Here is a 24,509-nt window from a genome sequence, read left to right as displayed (position 1 = left end):
CGCCAAAGCCCATCGGGCAGGAGACAAAATCGCACGGAGTTTGCAAAAAGGATATTGAAACTTGGATCCAATAAGCGGACACTTTCCCGGTCGCCGTACGGCGCCTTCACCTTCGACGCCAACGGCCACTAACAGCGAAACAAACTCCTTCAGAGGACAGCCGTTATGTTCAAGGGATTCGGCATTCTGGCCGCCGCGACGTTGACGCTTGCTGCCGCGCTGCCCGCGCAGGCGGACAAGCTCGACGACATCATCGCCTCCGGTACACTGCGCTGCGCCGTGGTGCTCGACTTCCCGCCCATGGGTTCGCGGGATGCCAACAATGAGCCGATCGGCTTCGACGTCGATTACTGCAACGACCTCGCCAAGGTGCTTGGCGTGAAGGCCGAGATCGTCGAGACGCCGTTCCCGGACCGCATTCCCGCGCTGATCTCCGGCCGCGTCGACGTCGGTGTCGCGTCCACCTCGGACACGCTGGAGCGCGCCAAGACCGCCGGCTTCACCATCCCCTACTTCGCCTTCAAGATGGTCGTTCTCACCAAGGACGGCCTCGGCATCAAGGATTACGCCGACCTCAAGGGCAAGAAGACCGGCTCTGTCTCCGGCACCTTCGAGGCGCTTGCGCTTGAGAAGGACGTGAAGAAGTGGGGCGACGGCACCACCTTCAACGGCTACCAGACCCAGGCCGACGTGTTCCTGGCGCTGTCCCAGGGCCAGATCGACGCCACCGTCGTCACCTCGACCGTCGCCGCGGCGATCGTGAAGGATGGCAAGTACAAGGGCCTGATGATGGGCGGCGACGCGCCCTACGACATCGATTATGTCGCGCTCATCGCGCTGCGCAACGAGCAGGGCCTGATCAACTACCTCAACCTGTTCATCAACCAGCAGGTCCGCACCGGCCGCTACAAGGCGCTCTACGACAAGTGGATCGGCCTCGGCGAGGCGCCCGACCTGACCATCGCCGGCGTCTATCGCTGAGCGTCCTGCACTGCGGCGGTCCGGTAGGATCCGGGCCGCCGCCCCCGGCCATCCCCGCGTCGCACGCGCGATCGGTTCGCGATGACGGCCTCAGGACCATCAACCTCAGGCAAGCGGCCCGGCGTCGCATCAGCCGAAGGATGAGCGTGGCATGAACTACACCTTCCATTGGCTACCGGCGTTCCGCGCCGTGCCGGACATGCTCGCGGGCGCGCTGGTAACGCTGGAGATCGCCACGCTCTCCATGGTTCTCGGCGTGTTCTTCGCCATTCTTCTGGCGGTGGGCAGCAGCTCGAATTACCGCGCGCTGCGCGCCGTCGCGATCAGCTGGGTGGAGCTGGCGCGCAACACGCCGGCGCTGTTCCAGATCTACATGGCGTATTTCGGCCTCGGCTCGCTGGGCATCCATCTGGACAGCTTCGTGGCGCTGCTGGCCGGCATCACCTTCAACAATGCCGGCTATCTCGCCGAGACGTTCCGTGGCGGCCTGCGCGCGGTGCCGCCGACGCAGATGCGCGCCGCGCGTTCGCTGGGCATGGGACAGATCCAGGCTTTCCGGCTGGTGGTGATGCCGCAGATGTTCCGCATCGTGTTCTATCCGCTCACCAACCAGATGGTCTGGGCGATCTTGATGACCTCGCTCGGCGTCGTCGTCGGCCTCAATGATGACCTCACCGGCGTGACCCAGGAGCTCAACGTCCGCTCCTTCCGCACCTTCGAATATTTCGCCATGGCCGCCGTGATCTACTATCTGCTGGCCAAGTTCGTCACAGCCTCCGCCCGCCTCATGGAGTGGCGCCTGTTCCGTTACTGAGGGAGGCCGCACGATGTTCTCCTCCCTGTTCGACACCACCTTCTCGCTCAATGATCTCTGGTTCATGCTCAAGGGCGCGGGCGTGACGCTGGCGATCACCTTCTGGGCGGTGCTCGGCGGCACGCTGCTGGGGGTTGCCTTCGGCGTGATCCGGGCGGTCTCGCCCTGGTGGATCAACGCCCCGCTCGGCGCGGTACTGGACGTGTTCCGCTCCATACCGCTGCTGATCCAGCTGGTGCTGGCCAACTCGTTCAAGACCATTGTCGGCATCCACTGGGGGCCGTTCACGGTGGGCTGCGTGGTGCTGGCGCTGTACATGTCGGCCTACTGCACCGAAATCGTGCGCTCCGGCTTCCTCGCCGTGCCGACGACCACACGCCGGGCCGCCCGTTCGCTCGGCATGACCTACCGGCAGGACGTTACCGAGATCGTCTTCCCCATCGCCCTGCGTGTGGCGCTGCCGAGCTGGATCGGCCTGACGCTGGGCGTGATGAAGGACACGGCGATGGTCTGGTGGATCGGGGTCGTCGAATTGCTGCGCTCCTCGCAGGTGATCGTCACCCGCATCCAGGAGCCGCTCTTCGTGCTCTCCATCGCCGGACTGATCTACTTCCTGATGAGCTTCCCCATCGCGCGCCTCGGTGCGCGGCTGGAGAAGCGCTGGCGCGAAAACGACTGAGAAGCGGCCATGTCAATTGAGATCGATAACGTCCACAAATCCTTCGGCAATCTCGAAGTGGTCAAGGGCGTCACCATGACCGTCGACAAGGGCGAGGTCGTCTCCGTCATCGGAGGCTCCGGCTCGGGCAAGTCGACCCTGCTCATGTGCATCAACGGGCTGGAGCCGATCAATTCCGGCCGCATCCTGGTCGACGGCACCGACGTGCATGCGCGCGGCACCGACCTCAACAGGCTGCGCCGCAAGATCGGCATCGTGTTCCAGCAGTGGAACGCCTTCCCGCACCTCACCGTGCTGGAGAACGTCATGCTCGCCCCGCGCAAGGTGCTCGGCAAATCGAAGGCGGAGGCGGAGGCCATCGCGGCGGAGAAGCTGTCCCATGTCGGCCTCTCCGAGAAGCTGAAGGTCTACCCGTCCAAGCTCTCCGGTGGCCAGCAGCAGCGCATGGCGATCGCCCGTGCGCTGGCGATGTCCCCGGACTATATGCTCTTCGATGAGGTGACTTCCGCGCTCGATCCCCAGCTCGTCGGCGAGGTGCTGGAGACGATGCGCCTGCTCGCGGCCGAGGGCATGACGATGATTGTGGTCACGCACGAAATCGCCTTCGCCCGCGAGGTGTCGAACCGCGTCGCCTTCTTCCACAAGGGCCGGATCCACGAGATCGGCCCCCCCGCGCAGGTGATCGGCAATCCCCGGCAGCCGGAAACGATCGACTTCCTCAAATCCGTTCTCTGAATTCCACGCATGCGCGTTCGAACGACCCAAGGAGCATAACGATGTGGCAGGGTGTTTATCCGGCTGTTTCGGCGAAGTTCACCGAGGCGGGGGAGCTTGATCACCAGGAGATGGAGCGCTGCTTTGCGCGCCAGATCGAGGCCGGGGTGGACGGCCTGATTGTCAATGGCTCGCTGGGCGAAGGCCCGATGCTGAGCCATGACGAGCGCCTGGAGGTGCTCTCGCTGGCGCAGGGCGTCGCCGGCCGGCGCCCGGTGCTGATGACGATCGCCGATGCCTCGACCCGCGACTGCGCCTCGCTGGCTTCGCGCGCGGCCAAGGCCGGCGCCTCGGGCCTGATGGTGGTGCCGAGCCTCGTCTACCACACCAACGCCAAAGAGACCGTCGCCACGCTCAGCGCGGTGGCCGCGGCCGCCGATCTGCCGGTGATGATCTACTCCAACCGCATCGCCTACCGGGTCGATGTGACGGTGGAGATCATGAGCGAGCTGGCGGCGGACCCGCGCTTCGTGGCGATCAAGGAATCGTCCGACGACATCCGCCGCGCCACCGACATCATCAATGCGTTCGGCGATCGCTACGACGTCTTCACCGGCGTCGACAATCTCGCCTATGAGGCGCTGGCGGTCGGTGCCGTGGGCTGGGTCGCGGGTCTGGTCATTGCCTTCCCGGAGGAGACGGTCGCGATCTACCGGCTGATGAAGGCGAAGCGCTATGACGAGGCGCTGGCGATCTACCGCTGGTTCCGCCCGCTTCTCGATCTCGACGTGTCGAGCTACCTGGTCCAGAACCTCAAGCTGGTCGAGGCGCTGGTGACCGGGACCACCGAGCGGGTGCGGGCCCCGCGTCTGCCGCTAGAGGGCGAAGCGCGGGCGCGGGTCGAGGCGATCGTGCGCGAGGCGCTGGCCACGCGGCCGCTGCTGTCGAAGGCCGCCTGAGGCCGGGACCAACCGGCGGGCCTCCCCGGCGGGAACACGCCCGCCGGCTCTCTCTCCCGCGGTCCCTCTCCCGGCGGTCTCCGGCACCGCGAGACACCATGGCCGGGCCCGCCCGGCCAGGTGGACCGGGGGCCCCACACGGGCGCACCCGCTTCCGGCGCGCCGGCCCGCACGCCCCACTCGCCCTCCATTCCAACCGCTTCTGACAACCCGAGCATCCCAATGGCGCGACACAGCTTCTTCTGCATAGACGGCCACACCTGCGGCAATCCCGTCCGCCTCGTCGCCGGTGGCGGCCCCAATCTCCAGGGCACGACCATGCTGGAGAAGCGGGCGCATTTCCTTGCCGAATACGACTGGATCCGCACCGGGCTCATGTTCGAGCCGCGCGGCCACGACATGATGTCCGGCTCGATCCTGTTTCCCCCGACCCGGCCGGACTGCGACGTCGCCATCCTGTTCATTGAGACCTCGGGCTGCCTGCCCATGTGCGGGCACGGCACCATCGGCACGGTGACCATGGCCATCGAGCACGGCCTGGTCACGCCGAAGACGCCGGGCGTGCTGATGCTCGACACGCCGGCAGGCGTGGTGAAGGCGCAGTACCGGCAGGAAGGCCAGTATGTGGAGGAAGTGCGCCTCACCAATGTGCCCGCCTTCCTTTACGCGCAGGGCCTCACCGCCGAGTGTCCGGGTCTTGGCGAGGTGCGCGTGGACGTTTCCTATGGCGGCAACTTCTACGCCATCGTCGAGCCGCAGGAACACTATCGCGACATGGCCGACTTCACCGCCGGCGAGCTCATCGGCATGAGCGCGGGCCTGCGCGCGGCACTGAACGCGAAGTACACCTTCGTCCATCCCGAGAAGCCCGACATTGCCGGCCTGTCGCACATCCTCTGGACCGGGGCCCCGCAGCACCCCGAGGCCCATGCACGCAACGCGGTGTTCTATGGCGACAAGGCGATCGACCGCTCGCCCTGCGGCACCGGCACCTCCTCGCGCATCGCGCAGCTCGCCGCGCTGGGAAAGCTCAAGGTGGGCGACGACTTCGTGCATGAGAGCATCATCGGCTCGCTGTTCAAGGGACGGGTCGAGGCCACGGCGCGCGTCGGCGACCGGGACGCCATCATTCCCTCCATCGCCGGCTGGGCCCGCATGACCGGCTACAACACCATCTTCATCGACGACCGCGATCCCTTCGCCCACGGCTTCGTCGTTGTCTGAGGAGCACCCTATGAAGATCACCGGTCTCAAGGCCTGGAAGGTCGGCCTGCCGCTCAGGGAAGGCCGCTACAGCTGGTCCAACGGCAATTTCATCGAGGTGTTCGATTCCACCGTCGTGGCGGTGGAGACCGACGCCGGCATCACCGGCTATGCCGAATGCTGCCCGCTCGGCTCGGCTTATCTGCCGGCCTATGCGCATGGCGTGCGCGCGGGGCTGGAGGAGATCGGCCCGAAGATCATCGGCCTCGACCCCACCGACCTCAATGTCCTCAACCGGCACATGGATTCGGTGCTGCGCGGCCACCCTTATGTGAAGGCGCCGATCGACATCGCCTGCTGGGACATTCTGGGCAAGCTGTGCGGGCTGCCGGTCTACAAGCTGCTGGGCGGCGCGGCGCAGGACAAGGTGGCGCTCTACCGCGCCATCTCGCAGGAGGCGCCGGAGGCGATGGCGAAGAAGATTGCCGGCTACAAGAGCGAGGGCTACACCAAGTTCCAGCTCAAGGTGGGCGGCGACGCCGACCAGGACATCGACCGCATCCGCGTCACCCGCACCATCCTCGACCCCTCGGACATCCTCGTCGCCGACGCCAATACCGGCTGGACGCGGGCGGAAGCGGCACGCATCACCGCCAGCGTGGCCGATCTCGACGTCTATATCGAGCAGCCCTGCCCCACCTATGAGGAATGCGTCTCGGTGCGCCGACGCACCCATCGCCCCTTCGTGCTCGACGAGGTGATCGACGGCGTCGCCACCCTTCAGCGCGCGCTGGCGGACGACGCCATGGACATCATCAACCTGAAGATCTCCAAGGTCGGCGGTCTCACCAAGGCGCGTCTCATGCGCGACATCTGCGTCGCCTCCGGCACGCCGATGACCATCGAGGACACCTGGGGCGGCGACATCGTCACCGCCACCATCGCCCATCTCGCGCGCTCGACGCCGGAGGAGTTCTGCTTCTCCGCAACCGACTTCAACAGCTACGGCACGGTCGACATCGCGAGCGGCGCGCCCCGCCGCGTGAACGGCTTCATGACCGCCTCCGACGCGCCGGGCCTGGGCCTCACGCCGATCTTCGAGGCGCTCGGTGATCCGGTGGTGGTGATCTGACGCACGCGCCTTCCCGCCGCGCCACGTCGGCGACGACATTTCCTAACGGGGCTGGAAACACCCCTTCCTTGAGCCCTTCCGAAGAGGCCTCCCATGCGCTCATCCAAGGTCATTCATGTCGTCGGCTGCCATGCCGAGGGCGAGGTCGGCGACGTCATCGTCGGCGGTGTCGCGCCCCCGCCGGGCGACACGCTGTGGGCACAATCGCGCTTCATCGCCAGCGACAACACCTTGCGCAATTTCGTGCTGCAGGAACCGCGCGGCGGTGTCTTTCGCCATGTGAACCTGCTGGTACCGGCGAAGGACCCGCGCGCGCAGATGGGCTTCATCATCATGGAGCCCGAGGACACCCCGCCAATGTCCGGCTCCAATTCCATCTGCGTGTCGACCGTGCTGCTCGACACCGGCATCATCCCCATGGTGGAGCCGGAAACGCACATGGTGCTGGAGGCGCCGGGCGGGCTGATCGAGGTCACCGCCTATTGCCGCGCCGGCAAGGCCGAGCGGATCAAGGTGCGCAATCACCCCTCCTTTGCCGACAGGCTCGACGCGAAGCTGGAGGTCGAAGGGCTCGGCACGCTCACCGTGGATACCGCCTATGGCGGCGACAGCTTCTGCATCGTCGACGCGCACGCGCTCGGCTTCTCGATCACGCCAGACGAGGCGAAGGATCTGGCTGAAACCGGGATGAAGATCGTCAAGGCCGCCAATCGCCAGCTCGGCTTCAAACATCCCGAGAATGCCGACTGGAACCACATTTCCTTCTGCCAGTTCGCCGCGCCCGTGGTCGAGGAGAACGGCGTGAAGAACGGCGCCAACGCCGTCGCCATCCGTCCCGGCAAGATCGACCGCTCGCCCACCGGCACCGGCTGCTCCGCCCGCATGGCGGTGCTCCATGCCAAGGGCCAGCTCAAGGTCGGCGAGACCTTCGTCGGCCGCTCGATCATCGATTCCCGGTTCGAATGCCGGATCGAGGAGGAAACCCGCATGGGCGGGCGCCCGGCTATCGTGCCCTCGATCATGGGCCGCGCCTTCGTCACCCACACCGCCCAGCTCATGCTCGACCCGGAAGACCCCTGGCCCACCGGCTACCGGCTCTCCGACACCTGGCCGGTATGGAAGCAGGACTGAACGCGGGCAAAGCCGCCCGCGAGACAAATAGCCGGCTCTCTATATGAAAGAGGCGCCCCGTGGGGCGCCTCTCGCGTGTCAGGGCGTTGTCGGCCCGATCAGCCCAGCGTGGCGCCGATCTTGCGCAGCTCCGGCAGAATCGGCGCCTTCGGCGTCCAGATCTTGTCGTACTCGGCGATGATGGGCGCCGAATCCGCCGCCGGCGGCACGACGACCTTGATGCTCGTGCCTTCGAACTTCTTGATCAGCGTCGGGGCGTTCGTCACCGTCTCGTCGACCTGAACCTCAAGGGCTTCCTTGGTCGCCTCGGTGATCAGCTTGCGATCCTCGGCCGACAGCGACTGCCAGGCCTTGCCGGAAGCCAGCGCGATGAAGGGCATGAACACCGCATCCATGCGCATCATCACCTTCGACACCTTGTCGAAGCGCTGGTTCCAGGAGAAGTCGAGATCGGCCTCCAGCCCGTCGACCTGGCCATTGGCCATGGCGTCGAACACCTGCGGGGTGGGGATCGGCGTCGGCGCGGCGCCGAGCAGCGAGTAGAAGTCGCGGAAGGCCGGCGTGGTGTTGATGCGCAGCTTCATGCCGTTGAGCCCGGCAATGCTGTCGATCTCCTTGGCCGAGAACACGACGCGGATCGAGGTGATGCCCCAGCCGAGGCCGAGCGTGCCGGTCTCCTTCGGCAGCGGATCGAGCATCTGCATGGCGATGGGCTGGCGCACCAGCTTGGCGGCCGCCTCGGTGGACCGGATGACATACGGCGCGAGAATGGCCGCGACGTTGGGCACCCGGTTGCCGACCTCGGCGGCCTGAAGGAACGCCATGTCGAGCGCGCCGGTCTGCAGCTGCTGCATCATCGCGCCTTCATTGCCGAGCTGGCCGGCATGGAAGACGGTCATGGTCAGCTTGCCGCCGGTCTTCTCCTTCAGCACCTCGCCGACCTTCAGCGCGGCATTGTTCCAGGGGTGTCCGGGCGGGGTGATGATGCCGAGGCGCAGGTCGCGCGACTGGGCGCGCAGCACGCCGGGGGCGGCCAGTGGCAGGGCGGCGCCGGCAGCCGCGGAGATGAGCAGGGAACGACGTGTGATCACCGAATTCTCCTCTTTGTTTTGGAAGGTTCTGTTGCGAACGTTTCTTGTTGCCGGCGCCTCATCGAACGAGCGCCGTGGAAAGAACGGGGAAGATGGAGAGCAGGATCAGCAGCGCGCAGGCCGCGAAGAAGAACGGCAGCGTGACGATGAACATCTTGCCGGGCTTCGCGCCGGTCACCGCCGCCGCGACGAAGAAGCAGAGCCCGACCGGGGGCGACAGGAAGCCCAGCACCAGGTTGACCACGGCCACCACGCCGAACTGCACCGGGTCGATATGGTAGATGTCCGTCGCCACCGGCAGCAGGATCGGCACCGTCATGATCAGGCCCGGCGCGCCGTCGATCACCGTCCCGATGACCAGAAGGATCACGTTGACCAGCAGCATGAACGAGATCGGTCCGCTGGCGACGGACTGGATCCACAGCGCGACTTCCTGCGGGATCTTGGCGAACACCAGCACCCAGGAAAGCACGCCCGCGGCCGCCACCAGAAACAGCACGATGCCGGAATAGACACCCGCGCGCAGGAACATGTTGGGCAGCTGGGAGAGTTTCAGCTCGCGGGTCCAGAACCGGCCGACGAGGATGGAGGCCAGCGCTCCGATCGCGGCGGATTCGGTCGGATTGGCGAGACCGGTGAGGATCGAGCCGACGATGACGATGGGAATGAGCAGCGTCGGCGCGCAGGTCAGCACGGTCGAGACGCGCTCGCGCATCGAGGTCGCCTCGCCGCGCGGGTAATTGTAGAAAATCCCCATGAGCGCGATCACGACGCAGAACATCGCGGTGAGGACGACGCCGGGAAGGAGGCCGGCGATCAGCATGTCGCTCACCGGCACCTGCGCCAGCACCGAATACATGACGAACATGATCGAGGGCGGAATGATCGGGCCGAGCAGGCCGGCATAGGCGGTGAGCCCCGCGGCGAAGGTCTTGTCGTAGCCCTTCGCCTCCATCTCCGGCACCATGATCTGCGCCATGATCGCCACCTGCGCCGTCGCCGAGCCCAGGATCGAGGAGACGAACATGTTCGCCAGCAGGTTCACATAGGCAAGCCCGCCGCGCAGCGAGCCGACGAAGGCCATCGTCATGTTGACGATCTGCCGGGTGATGCCGCCCCCGTTCATGATCTCGCCGATCAGAACGAACAGCGGGATGGCGATCAGCCCGTAATTGTCGACGCTGCCGAACATCTGCAGCGGGAAGCTCTGGTAGAGCACCGGATTGCCGGAAGCGGCGATGAACACCACGCCGGTCAGACAGATCGCGATGCCGATCGGGACGCCGATCAGCAGGGTGATGAGGAACGCGGCGCTCGTGACCATCAGGCGACCTCGTCGGCGCGGCCGAGCCCGAAGCGGCTGCGGTCGGGTCGCTCCGCCAGGCCCAGATCCTCAAGAAGGTTGGCGAGGCTGTGAACCATGAGCGTGAGGGCGAACAAGGGCTGCACCAGATAGACCAGCCAGCTCGGCCAGTTCAGCGTCTGGGTGCGCTCCGTGTAGAGGAAGTTGAAGGTCGCCGCGCCATACTCCTTGGCGTCGAAGCCCGCTCCCGCGATGCCGATGGGGTCCATCCACAGCCAGCACATCGCCGCGAGCGCGAGGCCGAAGCCAAGCACGCACAGCGTCGCCAGCACGCGCAGCGCCTGCTCCATCGCGGGCGAGAGATGCTCGGTCAGCAGGGTCATGGAAAAATCGAGCCGCAGCCGCGACATCGCCGAGGCGCCGAAGAAAGTGAGCCAGACCGTGGTGAAGATCGCCGACTCGTCGACCCAGTAGAGCGGCGCGCCGGTGTAGCGGGTGGCGACATTGAGCAGGATGAGACCGGTGAGCAGCACCATCAGGAGGCTGATGGCGTAGCGCTCGACGCACAGGAGCGCCTCCGACATGGCCGTGACCGCTCGAAAGGGACCGCCATCGGCGGGCGGACCGTCAACCCGTGACATCATCACGCTTTCCTTGTGCCTGTCCAAGGATCGTAGATTTTATAAATTCTGTCCGTCAATATGCCTGAGGAACAAACAGGCCTAGAAACGCAGCAAAATGACTCCGATCCTCCAGCACCGGACGCTTTCCGCCGCCATTCTCGACCAGCTGCGCAAGGCGATCCTCGACGGCACCTACCCGGCGGGCACGCAGCTGCGGCAGGATGCGCTGGCGGCGACCTTCAAGGTCAGCCGCATTCCCATCCGCGAAGCGCTGTTCCAGCTCGACGCGGAAGGGCTGGTGCGCTTCGTCCCGCAGAAGGGGGCCATCGTCTCCGAGCTCTCGGCGGACGAGATCAACGACGTGTTCGAGCTGCGCTGCCTTCTGGAGCCGCGCCTGCTCGCCCGGTCGATCCCCAATCTGGGCCGGGACGACTTCACCCAGTTCGGCACCTTCCACACCCAGATGGTGGCCGCGACCGCCACCCAGGATCTCAGCCGCTGGGGTCAGCTCAACGCCGATTTCCACATGGCGCTGTATGGTCACGCCGGGCAGCCGCGCACACTGTCCATCGTCCATTCCCTGCTGCAGTCGAGCGACCGCTACACCCGCGTGCAGCTCAGCGACGCCACCGGCTCGGGCATGGACGGGATGCAGCGCGCGATGAGCGAGCACACCGAGCTGATCGACCTGTGCCGCAGCGGCGCGATCGAGAAGGCCTGCGCCTTCCTGCGCCAGCACATCGCCTCGGTGCATGAGGATCTGCTGCGCGCCATCGAGCGCGGTTCGCGCGAGGAGACGCCATGAGCCCGACGCCGGCCGACACCGTACGGATCAGCCTCGACGAGGTGCATGCGCTGTGCCGCGACACCCTGCTCGGCGTCGGCCTCGCCGAGCCGCATGCGCTGGCGATCGCCCGCTCCATCACCCGCGCCCAGGCCGACGAGTGCCATTCCCACGGCCTCTACCGGCTCCTCGGCTATGTCGCCTCGGTGCGCAGCGGCAAGGCGGCGCGCGACGTGCTGCCGGTGCTCAGCCGGACCACGCCGGTGATCCTGCGCGTCGATGCCCGCCGCACCTTTGCCCCGCTTGCCATCGAGATCGGCGTTCCCGCGCTGGTCGAGGCGGCGAAGACCTATGGCATCGCGGCGCTGGCGATCCATGACTGCTATCATTTTTCGGCGCTCTGGGCGGATATCGAGCCGGCGGTGGACGCAGGACTGGCCGCCTGGTGCTTCACCATCGGCCAGTCCTGCGTCGCCCCGGCCGGCGGCACCCGGCCCCTGCTGGGCACGAACCCCATCGCCTTCGGCTGGCCCGGCCCGAAGCAGGCCCCCTTCATCTTCGACTTCGCCACCAGCGCCGCCGCGCGCGGCGAAATCGAACTCAAGCGCCGCGCCGGCGAACCCATTCCGCAGGGCTGGGCCGTGGGTCCCGACGGCGCACCCACCACCGATCCCGCGCAGGCGCTCGCCGGCGCCTTGCTGCCGTTCGGGGGCCACAAGGGCTCGGCGCTGTCGATGATGGTGGAGCTGATTGCCGGCCCGCTCATCGGCGATCTCACCAGCCGGCAGGCCGCCGCGGTGGAGAACGGTGATTCAGGCCCCCCGCTCGGCGGCGAACTCTTCATCGCCATCGACCCCGCCGTGTTCGGCCCTGCCACCCTCGATCAGCGCCTGGCCGAGGCCGACGCGGTGTTCGCCGCCGCGCGGCAACAGCCGGGCGTTCGCCTGCCCTCGGAGCGGCGCTACGCCGCCCGCGCGCGCAGCCGCGAGGGCGCCCTCGTCTCCGCCGCGCTTCTCGCCGAGCTCAGGACGCTGTCGGAACCCGGCTGAACGCGGCGCGCGGCGCAGCCCTGAAGCCGGCCCCCTCCCATCACCACGAACGCGGCCCGCCTGCCGGAGAAGCCGCCCCTGTTTCACGGACCGTCCTGCGGCGCAGACCCTCTGCCGGGGGCGGAAGGTCGTGGCGGTGGACACATGACCGCGCCTGTGAAGGCACGCACCTGCCCGGGGGGGGGGGCGTGGGTCGCGAGCCTCGACGGGGGCGGGATGGCCGTTTGCGAGGCAGCGCGACGGCAGGCGTTAAAAAGTCAAACAGTATGACTATTCAGACCGCTTATCCTGTGGCATAGATTTAGCGCCGGAAGACACCCGACAGAGGTGCGACGGTGACACCCACGGGAGAAACGCCAATGAATTTCAAGGCTTTGCTGCTTGCTAGCGCCTTTTCCGGCGCACTCTTTGCCGCTGGCGCGCATGCTGGCGAGATGACCATCGGCTTCTCGCAGATCGGCTCGGAATCGGGCTGGCGCGCGGCGGAGACCACCGTCTCAAAGGCCGAGGCGAAGAAGCGCGACATCACCTTCAAGATCGCCGACGCCCAGCAGAAGCAGGAAAACCAGATCAAGGCGATCCGCTCCTTCATCGCGCAGGGCGTGGACGCGATCTTCCTCGCCCCCGTGGTCTCGACGGGATGGGACTCGGTGCTGAAGGAAGCCAAGGAAGCCAATATCCCGGTCGTTCTGCTCGACCGCGACATCGACCCCTCGGGCAAGGATCTCTACCTCACCGCCGTCACCTCCGACAGCGTGCACGAAGGCAAGGTCGCCGGCGAATGGCTGGTGAAGACGGTCGGCACCAAGCCGTGCAACGTGGTCGAGCTTCAGGGCACGGTCGGCGCCTCGGTCGCCACCAATCGCAAGAAGGGCTTCGAGGACGGCATCGCCGGGCATTCGAACGTCAAGATCGTGCGCAGCCAGACCGGCGAATTCACCCGTGCCAAGGGCAAAGAGGTGATGGAGAGCTTCATCAAGGCCGAGGGCGGCAAGAACATCTGTGCCGTCTACGCCCACAATGACGACATGATGGTCGGCGCCATCCAGGCCATGAAGGAAGCCGGCCTCAAGCCGGGCTCGGAGATCCTCACCGTCTCCATCGACGCCGTGCCGGACATCTTCAAGGCCATGGCGGCCGGCGAAGCCAACGCCACCGTCGAGCTGACCCCCAACATGGCAGGCCCCGCCTTCGACGCCGTCGTCGCCTTCAAGGAAAAGGGCACGGTGCCGCCGAAGTGGATCCAGACCGAATCCCGGCTCTTCACCCAGGCCGATAAGCCGATGGCGGTCTATGAGAGCAAGAAAGACCTCGGCTATTGAGGTTGACGGGCGCCTGACCTCCTTCGTGCCCGGACCCGTCCGGGCATGACGATCCGGCCCGGCACTCGCTTCTCGCTCCTTTCTTCCCTGTGGATCCCGGTGCCTTTTCCACCGGGTGATCCACAGCCTGTCCCCACCCGTGGCCAGCCCGGCCGGCGAGACTGCCCCTATGGTAGCGAACCACGACACCGCTCTGCTTGAGCTGCGCGGCTTCTCGAAATCCTTTGCCGGTTTCGTCGCGCTCGACCGCGTCGACTTCGCGCTGCTGGGCGGCGAGATTCACGCCCTGCTCGGCGAGAACGGAGCGGGCAAGTCGACCCTCATCAAGGCCATGACCGGCGTGGTCTCCCGCGATGCCGGCACCATGCGGCTCGACGGCCGCGAGATCGCGCCGCGCTCGGCCGAGGAGGCGCTGAAGGCGGGCATCGCGACGGTCTATCAGGAGGTCAATCTCGCACCGAACCTGTCGGTGGCGCAGAATCTCTTCCTTGGCCACCAGCCCAGCCTGTTCGGCTTTGTCCGCGAGCGGGAGATGCGCCGGCGCGCCGAGGCACTGATGGCCGAGTTCGGCCTGACACTGGATGTAAGCGCCCCGCTGGAAAGCTATTCGGTCGCCATCCAGCATATCGTCGCGATCGCCCGCGCGGTCGACCAGTCGGCGCGCATTCTCATTCTCGATGAACCCACCGCCAGCCTCGATGCCCACGAGGTCGAGGTGCTGTTCGCGGTGATGCGCAAATTGAAGGCGCGCGGCATCGGCATTGTCTTCGTCACCCATTTCCTCGATCAGGTCTATGCGATCTGCGACCGCATCACCGTGCTGCGGAACGGGCGGCTCGCCGGCATGGCCCCGGTCGCGGAACTGCCGCGCATCGATCTGGTGCGGCTCATGCTCGGGCGCGAACTGAGCGAGGCGACATCCCGGCGTCCGACCGAAGGCGCAACCAGCGAGCGCGAGCCGCTGGCCGTCTTTAGTGGCTTCGGCAAGGCCGGTTATGTGAGCCCCTTCGATCTCACGCTCCACACTGGCCACGTCATCGGCCTCACCGGCCTGCTCGGCTCCGGCCGCACCGAGACCGTGCGTCTGGTGTTCGGCGCCGAGCGCTCGGATTGCGGCTCGGCGGAAATCGAGGGACGCAAAGTCACCATCGGTTCGCCGCGCGAGGCCATGCGGCTCGGCTTCGGCTACTGCCCCGAGGAGCGAAAGACGGAGGGCATCGTCGCCGAACTCACGGTGCGCGAGAACATCATTCTGGCCCTGCAGGCACAGCGCGGCGCGCTGGCCCCGCTGTCGCGCCGCGAGCAGGACGAGATCGCGGCGCGGTTCATCCGCCTGCTCGACATTCGCCCGCCCGACCCCGAGCGCCCCATCGGTCTGCTGTCGGGCGGCAACCAGCAAAAGGCGCTGCTCGCCCGCTGGCTCGCCACCTCCCCGCGCCTGCTGATCCTCGACGAGCCGACGCGCGGGATCGACGTCGGCGCCCATGCCGAGATCATCGAACGCATCCGTGAACTGTGCGCGGAAGGCATGGCCCTTCTGGTGGTTTCCTCCGAGCTCGACGAGATCGTCACCTATGCCGACGAGGTCATCGTGCTGCGCGACCGCGCGCATGTCGCCCGGCTGACCGGCGAGGCGATCACCGTGCCCACCATCCTCGCCGCCATTGCGGACGACGACGCCCCCGCCGGCGCGGCGGCCGCGTGAGGGAGGCCGTCATGTCGCTCCGTCTGCCCCGCATCGGCACGTCGCAGGTCGTCGCCCTCGCCCTCATCCTCGCCGCCAACTGGTTGGTTTCGCCGCAGTTTTTCGACATCCGCATGCAGGACGGCCGGCTGTTCGGCAGCGTGATCGACGTGCTCAATCGCGGCGCGCCGGTGGCCCTGCTCTCGATCGGCATGGTGCTGGTCATCGCCATGCGCGGCATCGACCTCTCGGTCGGCGCGGTCATGGCGATCTGCGGCGCCATCGCCGCCAGTCTCGCCGACACCCATTCCCTGCCCGTTGTGCTCGCCGCCGCGCTGGGCGCGGGTCTCCTGTGCGGGCTTTGGAACGGGCTCCTTGTCGCCGTGCTCGGCATCCAGCCCATCGTCGCCACGCTCATCCTCATGGTGGCCGGGCGCGGCATCGCCCAGCTCATCACCGAGGGGCGCATCGTCACCTTCACCTCGCACGGGCTCGCCTTCCTCGGCGGCGGCTCGGTGCTCGGCCTGCCGACCCCGGTTGCGTTGACCATCGGCATGCTGGGACTGACGCTTCTGGTCGTGCGCGGCAGTGCGCTCGGGTTGATGATCGAGGCCACCGGCGGCAATCCGCGCGCCAGTGCGCTCGCCGGGATCGGTACACGCCTCATCACCGTCGCGGTCTATATGTGGAGCGGACTCTGCGCCGCGCTCGCTGGCATCGTCGCCGCCGCCGACATCCTCGGCGCGGACGCCAACAATGCGGGGCTGTGGCTGGAGCTGGACGCGATTCTCGCCGTGGTCATCGGCGGCACCTCGCTGTTCGGCGGGCGGTTCTCGCTCATATTGGCGGTGATCGGTGCACTCATCATCCAGGCAATGAACACCGGCATCCTCCTCTCCGGCTTTCCGCCCGAAACCAACCTCGTGGTGAAGGCGGTAGTGGTGCTTGTCGTGCTGCTGGCGCAGTCGCCGCGCCTGTCGGGTATGACCGTGCTGTTCTCCCGGAGGCGCTCATGATCCGCTCCCTCTCCCGCCTCTCCCCGGTTCTGGCCACGACGGCGGTATTCCTCGCGGGATTCCTGATCTGCTCGGCGATCTATCCGAACTTCGCCTCGCTGCGGGTGGTCATGAACCTGCTGACCGACAATGCGTTCCTGGGCATCGTCGCGGTGGGCATGACCTTCGTCATCATCTCGGGCGGCATTGATCTCTCGGTCGGCTCGGTGATCGGTTTCACCACCGTGTTCCTCGCAATCGCGATCGAGCGCTGGGGACTGCCGCCACTCATGGCCTTCGCCCTCGTCCTCGTCCTCTGCGCGGGGTTCGGGGCGGCCATGGGGGCGGTGATCCAGTACTTTGAGCTACCACCTTTCATCGTCACGCTGGCCGGCATGTTCCTGGCCCGCGGTGTCAGCTTCCTGCTGTCGACGGATTCGATCCCGATCGACGCCGACCTCTATGCCAACCTCTCAAGTCACGCGATACGATTCGCGGGCGGGGCGCGCCTCGCCGTGCCGGCAATGATCATGCTGCTGGTGGTGGGGGGCGGCATGGCGCTGCTGCATCTCACCCGTTTCGGCGCCAACGTGTATGCGCTTGGCGGCTCGCGCGTCGCCACGGCACTGATGGGCATCAACGTCGCGCGAACGACGATAGCGATCTACACGCTTTCCAGCGTGCTGGCCGGGCTCTCCGGCATCGTCTTCTCCCTTTATACCTCGAGCGGCTATTCGCTCTCTGGTGTCGGCGTCGAGCTGGACGCGATCGCCGCGGTGGTGATCGGGGGAACCCTCCTCTCGGGCGGCTACGGCTTCGTGTTCGGTTCCTTCGTCGGTGTACTGATCCAAGGCCTGATCCAGACCTACATCAGCTTCGACGGCACCTTGTCGAGCTGGTGGGCCAAGATTGCCACCGGCCTACTGCTTTTCGCCTTCATCGCCTTCCAGCAGATCACATTGCATATGGCGCGTCGCTCCCGACGCGCCCCGGCCGGAGTCCATCCATGAGCACTCAGTCGAGCTCCCAGATCATTGTCATTCCGGCCCGCCGTGCCCACTCCAACCATGCCGAAGTGGCTCGGACCATCGGCATCGACATCATCGCCGGCCGCTATGGCGAGGGCGCCAAGCTGCCGGGCGATGCCGAAATGACGTTGCTGTTCGGCGTCTCCCGTCCAGTTCTGCGCGAGAGCGTAAAGACGCTTGTGGCCAAGGGCCTTCTCTCCACCAAGGCACGGGTCGGCACCGTCGTTCGCGAGCGCGCCGCCTGGAACATGTTCGATTCCGACGTGCTCGCCTGGCATCTGGACGCCGGCATCGACAAGCGGTTCCTTCGCGACCTTGCCGAGATCCGGCTGGCGGTGGAACCGCGCGCCGCCGCCCTCGCCGCAGAACGCCGAACAGAGGAGGATCTCGCGCTCATGCGTAAGGCGGTCGGCCTGATGAAGGCGGAGCCCGGCGCCTCGGACAGTTTCGCCGAGGCCGACCTTGCGCTGCACGTCGCCGTGGCGACCGCCTCCGGCAACCCCTTCATGCGCTCGATTGGCGCGGTAATCGAAGCGGCATTGCGTGCCTCCTTCGTGCTGTCGGCACCGGGTGATGCGCGCGAGCACGAGATCGCTGTGGCCGCCCATGAGCGCATCGTCGAGGCCATCGCCGACCAGGACGGCGAAGCGGCCGGAGCCGCAATGCTGAACGTGATCTTCAACGGCCTGCGCCGTCACGGCGCAGCCTGAAGGGGTGCCTAGATGAACAACGACGGCTCGAATGACAAAGACAAGAAGAAGCTGCGCAGCCAGAGCTGGTTCGGCCGCCAGGACAAGATGGGCTTCTATTATCGCTCCTTCCTCAAGAACTCCGGCCAGCCGCAGGACCGCTTCGACGGGCGCCCGGTTATCGGCATCTGCAACACCTGGTCCGAGCTGACCCCCTGCAATATTCACTTCCGTACGCTGGCCGAGCACGTGCGCTACGGCGTGCTGGACGCGGGTGGTTATCCCCTGGAGTTCCCGGTCTCCTCGCTCGGCGAGGTGACCATGCGGCCGACCGCGATGCTGTTCCGAAACCTCGCCTCGATGGATGTGGAGGAAGCCATCCGCGCCCATCCGCTTGACGGCGTGGTGCTGCTCATGGGCTGCGACAAGACCACGCCCGCCTTGCTCATGGGCGCAGCCTCCGCCGACTTGCCAGCGATCGGGGTGTCGGGCGGGCCGCAGCTGCGCGGCGTGTATCGCGGCCAGATCATCGGCTCGGGCACCAACATCATCTCGATGAGCGAGCAGTTGCGCGCCGGCGAGGTGACGCTTGAGGAGTTCCACGAGGCGGAAGCCGGCATGAACCGCTCTTCGGGCAGCTGCATGACCATGGGTACGGCCTCCACTATGGCTTCCATGGTGGAGGCGCTCGGCCTCGGCCTGCCGGACAATGCGGCCATTCCGGCGGTGGACGCGCGGCGCAACCTGCTCGCGCGCATGGCGGGACGGCGCATCGTCGAGCTGGTGAAGGAGGACGTGAAGCCGTCCGACATCCTCACCCGCGGCGCCTTCGAGAACGCCATCCGGGCGCTGGCCGCCATCGGAGGCTCGACCAATGCGGTGGTCCACCTGCTGGCGCTGGCGGGCCGCGTCGGCGTCGACCTGACGCTGGCCGACTTCGACGATCTCGGCCGCGACATCCACTGCCTGGTCGACCTGATGCCGTCGGGTCGCTTCCTGATGGAAGACTTCTACTACGCCGGTGGCCTGCCCGCGGTGCTGCGCGCCCTCGGCGAGCGCGACCTCCTCAACAAGGATGCGCGCACGGTGAACGGGCGCAGCATCTGGGAGAACGTCGAGAAGGCGCCGAACTGGAACGCCGAGGTCATCACCTCCTTTGACGCCCCGTTCAAGGCCGATGCCGGAATCGCCATCCTGAAGGGAAACCTCGCTCCTGATGGCGCCGTCATCAAGCCGTCTGCCGCCTCCCCGGAACTGATGATCCACACCGGTCGCGCCGTGGTGTTCGAAAGCGTCGAGGAGATGCATCACGCGGTGAACGACGACGCGCTCGACATCGATGCGACCTGCATCATGGTGCTGAAGCATTGCGGGCCCAAGGGTTATCCGGGCATGGCCGAGGTCGGCAACATGCCCTTGCCCTCCAAGCTTCTGCGCGAGGGCGTGCGGGACATGATCCGCATTTCCGATGCCCGCATGTCGGGTACCGCCTACGGCACGGTGGTGCTCCACGTTGCGCCGGAGGCAACCGCCGGCGGCCCGCTGGCTCTGGTGAGGAACGGCGACATGATCACCCTCGACGTGCCGGCCCGCTCGCTGCACCTGCATGTGGACGAGGCCGAGCTAGCCGCCCGCCGCGCCGCCTGGGTGGCGCCGGAGCCCCATGCCAGCCGCGGCTACCAGCGCCTCTACATCGACCATGTGCTCCAGGCCGACCGCGGCGCCGATTTCGATTTCCTCGTCGGGCGCACCGGTTCGCCGGTCCCGCGCGACAACCACTGAGGCTGCATGATGACGACCACCGCCGCCGCCCGTCCCTATAAGGGCGTCTTCCCCGTCGCGCCGACCATTTTCGACGCCGATGGCCGGCTCGACCTCGATGGTCAGAAGCGCGCCATCGACTTCATGATCGACGCCGGCTCGCACGGCCTGTGCATCCTCGCCAACTTCTCCGAACAGTTCGTGCTGACCGATGATGAGCGTGATCTCGTCATGCGCACCGTGCTCCAGCATGTGGCGGGCCGGGTACCGGTCATCGTCACGACCACCCATTTCGCCACCCATATCTGCGCCGAGCGCTCCCGGCGGGCGCAGGAGATGGGCGCCGCCATGGTCATGGTCATGCCGCCCTATCACGGCGCCACCTTCCGAGTGCCGGAAAGCGCGATCTACGATTTCTACCGCGCTGTCTCCGACGCCATCGACATTCCGATCATGGTCCAGGACGCTCCCGTCGCCGGCACGCCGCTGTCCGTGGCGTTTCTGGCGAAGATGGCGCGGGAGATCGAGCATCTCGCCTATTTCAAGATCGAGGTGCCCGGCGCGGCGAACAAGCTGCGCGCGCTGATCGAGGCGGGAGGGGACGCCATCATCGGCCCGTGGGACGGTGAGGAGGCCATAACCCTGATGGCAGATCTCGATGCTGGGGCGACGGGCGCGATGACCGGGGGAGGTTATCCGGACGGCATTCGCGAGATCATCGACCCCTATGTCGCCGGCGACCGGGAAGCCGCGCTCGACGCCTACCAGCGCTGGCTGCCGCTCATCAACTATGAGAACCGCCAGACCGGCCTTGCCTGCGCCAAGATCCTTATGAAGGAGGGCGGCGTCATCGCCCATGACACGCTGCGCGCCCCGCTGCCGCCTGTCCACCCTGCCACCCGCACCGGACTGATCGAAATCGCCCGTCGCCTCGATCCCGTGGTGTTGAAATGGGGACGTTGAGCATGCTTACCGGCGCCGCCCTCATCGGCTCCCACGATGTAGCGGGCGATACAACCTTCCGCGCCGTCGACCCGGCGCGCAATATGGCCATCGGTCCCGATTTCACCGAGGCCGGCCCGGCCGAGGTCGCGAGAGCCGCCGCCCTCGCCGCCGCGGCCTTCCCCATCTACCGCGCCACTACGCCTACCCAGCGCGCCGACTTCCTGGAGCGGATCGCGGCCGGGATCGAGAGCCTCGGTGAGGCACTGATCGAACGCGCGACGCAGGAAACCGGTCTGCCCGCCGCACGGCTGCAGGGCGAGCGAGCCCGCACCACCGGCCAGCTGCGCCTGTTCGCCAACTGGGTCCGCGCGGGCGGCGCGGACGAACCCCGGCTCGATAGCCCCCTGCCCGACCGCACGCCATTGCCACGCGCGGATCTCCGCCTGCGTCATATCGGCGTGGGGCCTGTGGCGGTGTTCGGCGCCTCCAATTTCCCCCTCGCCTTCTCGGTGGCCGGAGGCGACACAGCGTCCGCGCTGGCCGCCGGGTGCCCGGTGATCGTGAAGGGTCACCCCGCCCACCCTGGCACTTCGGAGCTGGTAGGTCGCGCCATCCGCGCCGCCATCGCCGAGAGCGGGCTGCCGGAAGGCGTGTTCTCGCTGGTCACAGGCACCACCACCGCGCTCGGCGCGGCGCTGGTGGCGGATCCTCGCATGAAGGCGGTGGGTTTCACCGGCTCGCGCGCCGGCGGGCTCGCGCTGGTCGACATCGCCAACAACCGTCCGGAGCCCATTCCTGTGTATGCGGAAATGAGCAGCATCAACCCGGTGTTCCTGCTGCCCGGCGCATTGAGGGCGCGTGCTGAAGCGCTCGCGGCAGGCTTCGCCGCCTCGCTCACCATGGGCGCCGGGCAGTTCTGCACCAATCCGGGGCTCGTCATTGCCCTGGCCAGCGAAGGGCTCGATCGTTTTCTTCCGGCGGCTGGCACCGCGATCGCTGCCGCTCCGTCCGCCACAATGCTCACACCCGGCATCGCCAGCGCCTATGCGAAGGGCGTGGCAGCACTGGAGACGAACCCAGCCGCGCACGAACTTGCGCTGGGTCGGCAGGAAGGCGGGACCAATGCCTGCCGCCCGGCACTGTTCGTCACCGACGCCGACGCCTTCATCGGCACGCCGGCACTCGGGCATGAGGTGTTCGGCGCTTCAGCACTGGTCGTGCGCTGTGCGAACGAGGCACAGATGTTGAAGGTAGCCCACGCCGTTGAGGGGCAGTTGACCGCCACGCTGCATCTGGAGAGCGAGGATCATCCGCTCGCCGGCCAGCTGGTGCCCATTCTTGAGGAAAAAGCCGGCCGCATTCTCGCCAATGGCTGGCCGACCGGCGTCGAGGTGTGCCACGCCATGGTGCATGGCGGCCCCTTTCCCGCCACCTCTGACCCGCGCTCGACCTCGGTCGGTACGCTCGCCATCCGCCGCTTCCTGCGTCCGGTCTGCTACCAGGATCTGCCGGAGGCGCTGCTGCCGCATGCGGTGCAGGCGGGCAACCCGCTCAACCTCCCCCGCCTTGTCGATGGCGTCGCGGAAACATCACGGGAGCCGCGGTCATGAGCCCCATCCGTCTGGCCATTGTCGGCCTCGGCAAGATCGCCCGCGACCAGCACATTCCCGCCATCGCGCAAACGGAGGGCATCAGCCTCGCCGCCGTCGCCAGTCGCAATGCGGCGCAGCCGGGTATCGCCCATTACGCCACGCTGGACGCGTTACTGGCCAGCGGCGAACCAATCGACGCGGTCGCTCTCTGTACCCCCCCGCAGGTGCGTCGTGCGCAGGCCCAGATGGCGCTGGAGGCAGGCAAGCATGTGCTTCTGGAGAAGCCCCCAGGAGCGACGGTGAGCGAACTCGCCCCCCTCGTCGCAGCCGCGCAGGCGTCGGGCAAGACGCTCTTCGCCACCTGGCATTCGCGCTTCGCCCCGGCCGTGGAGCCCGCCCGCGCCTTCCTCGCCGAGCACGCGCCTCGCTCGGTTACGATCGAATGGAAGGAGGATGTGCGCGTATGGCACCCCGGGCAGGAGTGGATCTGGGAGGCCGGCGGGCTCGGCGTGTTCGACCCGGCCATCAATGCCCTGTCGATCCTCACCCGCATCCTGCCGCGCCCGGTCTTCGTGACCGGAGCTCATCTCGCCTTTCCGGCCAATCGCGACGCGCCGGTGGCGGCGGAGGTCGACCTCGCCGACGCGGATGGCCTGCCGATCCGGGCCGAGCTCGACTTCCTCCAGACGGGGCCGCAGACGTGGGACATCCACGTCGAGACCGATGGCGGCCGCCTCACCCTCGCTTCCGGGGGCGCGAAGCTGTTCCACGACGACGCCCCGCTGATCGACGGGAACGAGGCCGAATATGCCGGCATCTACCGGCACTTCGTCCACCTGATCCAGCAGGGCGCCAGCGACGTCGACCTCGCCCCACTGGCATTGGTCGCGGATGCCTTCCTGATCGGCCGGCGCTCGCTCGTCGAGCCGTTCGAGTACTGATGATGGACACTGCCGAACGCCTGCCGATCCTGCGCGAACCCTTCGGCGTCCTTCCGGACGGCCGGGCGGTCGAACGCCTGCGCCTTTCCGGCGGGAATGGCTTTGAGGTGGCGATCATCACCTATGGCGCGGCGGTGCAGGCGCTCTACGTCCCCGACCGCGCGGGCGCGGTGGCCGACGTCGTGCTCGGGCATGACGATCTCACCCCTTATCTGGCCCAGCGCCACTATTTTGGCGCGACCATCGGGCGCTACGCCAACCGCATCGCCGGTTCGACCTTCACGCTCGACGGCGAAATCTGCCGCGTCCCACCGAACGAAGGCGCCAACAGTCTCCATGGCGGCTTCCAAGGCTTCGACCGGCAGCTGTGGAACGTCGATGCCGTGGGCAATGAGCCAGAGCCCTGGGTCAGGCTTTCCTATGTCAGCGCCCATGGAGAGGAGGGCTATCCCGGCACGCTCCACACCCGCCTGACCTATGCAATTACCGCAAACGGAACGCTGTCCATCAGCTTTGAGGCGACGAGCGATCGCCCCACACTCGCCAACCTCACGCATCACGGTTTCTTCAATTTGGCGGGCGTCGCAGTGGGGGAGAGCATTCTCGACCATCGGCTAACGATCTACGCCGACGCCTATCTACCCATCGACCCGGCATCGATCCCGCTGGGTGCGCCTGTTTCAGTCGAGGGCTCACCTTTCGACTTCCGCGCCGGAACGCCAATTGGCGCGCGCATCCGCGAAGCGCATGAGCAGATCCGCCTCGGGCACGGTTACGATCACAATTACTGCCTGCCGGACGGCCATGTCGCGGCACCACGGCTCGCCGCACGTGTCGAACATCCCCGCTCCGGCCGGGTGATGGAGCTTCTGACCAACCAGCCCGGTTTACAGTTCTATTCCGGCAACTTCCTGGACGGGGCCGCAAGCGGCAAGTTCGACCGGCTCTACCGCCAGTCAGATGCTTTCTGCCTGGAGCCGCAGGCCTGGCCTGACGCCCCAAACCGTCCCGATTACCCCAGCGCACGGCTCGACCCTGGCGAGACCTACCGACACGTCTCGCTTTATCGCTTCTCCACCCTGTGACCTC

At 66.8% G+C, this 24,509-nt stretch carries 23 protein-coding genes; 20 read left to right on the top strand and 3 right to left on the bottom strand.

Annotated elements, in window-relative coordinates; all coding sequences use genetic code 11:
* The first annotated feature begins 165 nt into the window (after positions 1 to 165).
* From G3A50_RS11725 to G3A50_RS11690, 8 genes are all read left to right on the top strand, one after another.
* Positions 166 to 981: an ABC transporter substrate-binding protein gene (locus G3A50_RS11725; RefSeq protein ID WP_163075447.1), complete on the top strand. Its 816-nt coding sequence runs from the start codon at positions 166 to 168 to the stop codon at positions 979 to 981.
* 151 nt (positions 982 to 1,132) lie between these two features.
* Positions 1,133 to 1,795, top strand: coding sequence for an amino acid ABC transporter permease (locus G3A50_RS11720; RefSeq protein WP_163075446.1), 663 nt, complete (start codon positions 1,133 to 1,135; stop codon positions 1,793 to 1,795).
* Between the two features lie 25 nt (positions 1,796 to 1,820).
* Positions 1,821 to 2,474, top strand: coding sequence for an amino acid ABC transporter permease (locus G3A50_RS11715; protein ID WP_210255308.1), 654 nt, complete (start codon positions 1,821 to 1,823; stop codon positions 2,472 to 2,474).
* 9 nt (positions 2,475 to 2,483) lie between these two features.
* Complete coding sequence (locus tag G3A50_RS11710; protein ID WP_163075444.1) at positions 2,484 to 3,209, top strand: amino acid ABC transporter ATP-binding protein; 726 nt, start codon at positions 2,484 to 2,486, stop codon at positions 3,207 to 3,209.
* Between the two features lie 41 nt (positions 3,210 to 3,250).
* Positions 3,251 to 4,147: a dihydrodipicolinate synthase family protein gene (locus tag G3A50_RS11705; protein ID WP_163075222.1), complete on the top strand. Its 897-nt coding sequence runs from the start codon at positions 3,251 to 3,253 to the stop codon at positions 4,145 to 4,147.
* Positions 4,148 to 4,369: 222 nt separating this feature from the next.
* Positions 4,370 to 5,371, top strand: coding sequence for a 4-hydroxyproline epimerase (locus G3A50_RS11700; RefSeq protein ID WP_163075443.1), 1,002 nt, complete (start codon positions 4,370 to 4,372; stop codon positions 5,369 to 5,371).
* Between the two features lie 10 nt (positions 5,372 to 5,381).
* Complete coding sequence (locus G3A50_RS11695) at positions 5,382 to 6,482, top strand: cis-3-hydroxy-L-proline dehydratase (RefSeq protein ID WP_163075442.1); 1,101 nt, start codon at positions 5,382 to 5,384, stop codon at positions 6,480 to 6,482.
* Between the two features lie 93 nt (positions 6,483 to 6,575).
* Entirely contained in the window at positions 6,576 to 7,613 is a 1,038-nt protein-coding gene (locus tag G3A50_RS11690) for a trans-3-hydroxy-L-proline dehydratase (RefSeq protein ID WP_163075441.1), read from the top strand.
* Positions 7,614 to 7,711: 98 nt separating this feature from the next.
* Here the strand turns inward: G3A50_RS11690 and G3A50_RS11685 are convergent, their stop codons facing one another.
* Genes G3A50_RS11685 through G3A50_RS11675 form a run of 3 tightly spaced genes read right to left on the bottom strand, consistent with a single transcriptional unit; the run spans position 7,712 to position 10,648 of the window.
* Positions 7,712 to 8,704 (bottom strand): TRAP transporter substrate-binding protein, encoded by a 993-nt coding sequence (locus tag G3A50_RS11685; RefSeq protein WP_163075440.1) that lies wholly within the window; start codon positions 8,702 to 8,704, stop codon positions 7,712 to 7,714.
* Between the two features lie 58 nt (positions 8,705 to 8,762).
* A complete protein-coding gene (locus G3A50_RS11680; RefSeq protein WP_163075439.1) occupies positions 8,763 to 10,028 on the bottom strand; it encodes a TRAP transporter large permease in 1,266 nt (421 codons plus the stop codon).
* Positions 10,028 to 10,648 (bottom strand): TRAP transporter small permease, encoded by a 621-nt coding sequence (locus tag G3A50_RS11675; RefSeq protein ID WP_163077576.1) that lies wholly within the window; start codon positions 10,646 to 10,648, stop codon positions 10,028 to 10,030. The genes G3A50_RS11680 and G3A50_RS11675 overlap by 1 nt, the downstream gene beginning before the upstream one ends.
* Before the next feature lie 97 nt (positions 10,649 to 10,745).
* Here G3A50_RS11675 and G3A50_RS11670 point away from each other — a divergent pair, with 97 nt between their 5' ends.
* From G3A50_RS11670 to G3A50_RS11615, 12 genes are all read left to right on the top strand, one after another.
* Positions 10,746 to 11,435 carry a GntR family transcriptional regulator gene (locus G3A50_RS11670; RefSeq protein WP_163075438.1) on the top strand — a complete coding sequence of 230 codons (690 nt, stop codon included), beginning with the start codon at positions 10,746 to 10,748 and terminating at the stop codon, positions 11,433 to 11,435.
* Positions 11,432 to 12,463, top strand: coding sequence for an Ldh family oxidoreductase (locus G3A50_RS11665; protein ID WP_163075437.1), 1,032 nt, complete (start codon positions 11,432 to 11,434; stop codon positions 12,461 to 12,463). The genes G3A50_RS11670 and G3A50_RS11665 overlap by 4 nt, the downstream gene beginning before the upstream one ends.
* Positions 12,464 to 12,822: 359 nt before the next feature.
* On the top strand, positions 12,823 to 13,785 hold the full coding sequence (gene ytfQ, locus G3A50_RS11660) for a galactofuranose ABC transporter, galactofuranose-binding protein YtfQ (protein ID WP_163075436.1): 963 nt from the start codon (positions 12,823 to 12,825) through the stop codon (positions 13,783 to 13,785).
* Positions 13,786 to 13,954: 169 nt separating this feature from the next.
* Positions 13,955 to 15,490, top strand: coding sequence for a sugar ABC transporter ATP-binding protein (locus G3A50_RS11655; protein ID WP_163075435.1), 1,536 nt, complete (start codon positions 13,955 to 13,957; stop codon positions 15,488 to 15,490).
* An 11-nt stretch (positions 15,491 to 15,501) separates the two neighbouring features.
* On the top strand, positions 15,502 to 16,485 hold the full coding sequence (locus tag G3A50_RS11650; protein ID WP_163075434.1) for an ABC transporter permease: 984 nt from the start codon (positions 15,502 to 15,504) through the stop codon (positions 16,483 to 16,485).
* On the top strand, positions 16,482 to 17,474 hold the full coding sequence (gene yjfF, locus G3A50_RS11645) for a galactofuranose ABC transporter, permease protein YjfF (RefSeq protein WP_163075433.1): 993 nt from the start codon (positions 16,482 to 16,484) through the stop codon (positions 17,472 to 17,474). Before G3A50_RS11650 ends, yjfF begins: the two co-directional genes overlap by 4 nt.
* Positions 17,471 to 18,202 carry a FadR/GntR family transcriptional regulator gene (locus G3A50_RS11640; protein ID WP_163075432.1) on the top strand — a complete coding sequence of 244 codons (732 nt, stop codon included), beginning with the start codon at positions 17,471 to 17,473 and terminating at the stop codon, positions 18,200 to 18,202. The genes yjfF and G3A50_RS11640 overlap by 4 nt, the downstream gene beginning before the upstream one ends.
* Before the next feature lie 12 nt (positions 18,203 to 18,214).
* Positions 18,215 to 19,963, top strand: a complete 1,749-nt coding sequence (locus tag G3A50_RS11635; RefSeq protein WP_163075431.1) for an IlvD/Edd family dehydratase — start codon at positions 18,215 to 18,217, stop codon at positions 19,961 to 19,963.
* A 9-nt stretch (positions 19,964 to 19,972) separates the two neighbouring features.
* Positions 19,973 to 20,905 (top strand): dihydrodipicolinate synthase family protein, encoded by a 933-nt coding sequence (locus G3A50_RS11630; protein ID WP_163077573.1) that lies wholly within the window; start codon positions 19,973 to 19,975, stop codon positions 20,903 to 20,905.
* A complete protein-coding gene (locus tag G3A50_RS11625; RefSeq protein ID WP_210255131.1) occupies positions 20,893 to 22,497 on the top strand; it encodes an aldehyde dehydrogenase (NADP(+)) in 1,605 nt (534 codons plus the stop codon). The genes G3A50_RS11630 and G3A50_RS11625 overlap by 13 nt, the downstream gene beginning before the upstream one ends.
* On the top strand, positions 22,494 to 23,420 hold the full coding sequence (locus G3A50_RS11620) for a Gfo/Idh/MocA family protein (protein ID WP_163075430.1): 927 nt from the start codon (positions 22,494 to 22,496) through the stop codon (positions 23,418 to 23,420). Before G3A50_RS11625 ends, G3A50_RS11620 begins: the two co-directional genes overlap by 4 nt.
* Positions 23,420 to 24,505 (top strand): aldose epimerase family protein, encoded by a 1,086-nt coding sequence (locus G3A50_RS11615; RefSeq protein ID WP_425483401.1) that lies wholly within the window; start codon positions 23,420 to 23,422, stop codon positions 24,503 to 24,505. The genes G3A50_RS11620 and G3A50_RS11615 overlap by 1 nt, the downstream gene beginning before the upstream one ends.
* Positions 24,506 to 24,509 lie beyond the last annotated feature (4 nt).

Origin of the sequence: Ancylobacter pratisalsi (assembly GCF_010669125.1) — a bacterium.
GTDB lineage: Bacteria > Pseudomonadota > Alphaproteobacteria > Rhizobiales > Xanthobacteraceae > Ancylobacter > Ancylobacter pratisalsi.
The sequence above is the reverse complement of the archived record's forward strand: the minus strand, read 5'-3'. Positions and strand labels throughout refer to the sequence as shown.